The organism is Nostoc sp. CmiVER01, from assembly GCF_034531135.2.
Taxonomy (GTDB): Bacteria; Cyanobacteriota; Cyanobacteriia; order Cyanobacteriales; family Nostocaceae; genus Nostoc.
In genome coordinates this window covers 1-835 of record NZ_JAVRBU020000055.1, presented here as the reverse complement: position 1 = coordinate 835, position 835 = coordinate 1, and the positions used below count along the sequence as shown (strand labels likewise).

Sequence of the window (835 nt, the reverse complement as noted above, 5' to 3'; positions counted from 1 at the left end):
TGTAAAGGAATAGAAGCAGAATGAGGAGCAGTGGACTGGAACGGTTCATCTACATCTATATGCGCGTCTAGATTAGTTTTGGTTTTAAAGTTAAAAGGAGGTTTAAAAGTTTTAACTAATGCGTTTTCAACAGGTGAGAGGATGGAGGAATCGGAGGCAGTCAGGAATTCGAGGCGATAATCAGCATTAGCATAAGCATTGCGAAGGTGGTAGGGAGGATTCCAGTTTTGGGGGATACCACGGTCGATGTAGAGTATTTGATTATCAGTAGCGATGGCAAGTAAGAGAGATATAGATGAATTAGGGGATGAGTTAACTGATGGAGCGATCGTGGAAGCGGGAGTGGAGGCAGGATTAGAGGAAAGCTTAGTTGGTATTGATGAAATAGCGATCGCAGTAGAATTGACTTCGTTATTTAAATAAGCGTGGACAGTATTGAGAAGGATAGAAGAAGCATTATCGCCATTGCTGCGGGCTTTAGCAACAAAGTCTTTCCAAGTATTTTCAGGGATACGAAATGTCCCCAAGCGAGTTTTAGAATCAGCCATATAGATTAATTGTATATATATTCATTCTTTAGTATATATTAATTTTCCGTATTTGTATATATATATCAACATTTAATCTATATAAAAAGCTTTGTATATATTTAAGATTATACCCTTTTTTGTAAAAATGGATAGTTATTAATCCTGAAAGCATTGTTAATAGGTAGTTTTGGGAGATTTAGGGGAAAATACGAAAACCCCTGAGTATATCTTGTATATACGACAATATATCAGTAACTCTATTCCCCCCTGAGCGCGGAGCGCGATCCCAATTATTTCATTCCTAC

1 protein-coding gene is annotated in these 835 nt (G+C 37.6%); it reads right to left on the bottom strand.

The features are described 5' to 3' along the window. Positions 1 to 548 (bottom strand): hypothetical protein (locus tag RMZ43_RS35935; protein ID WP_428851018.1); only part of this gene is annotated, 548 nt, incomplete at its 3' end. Between the last annotated feature and the right edge of the window lie 287 nt (positions 549 to 835).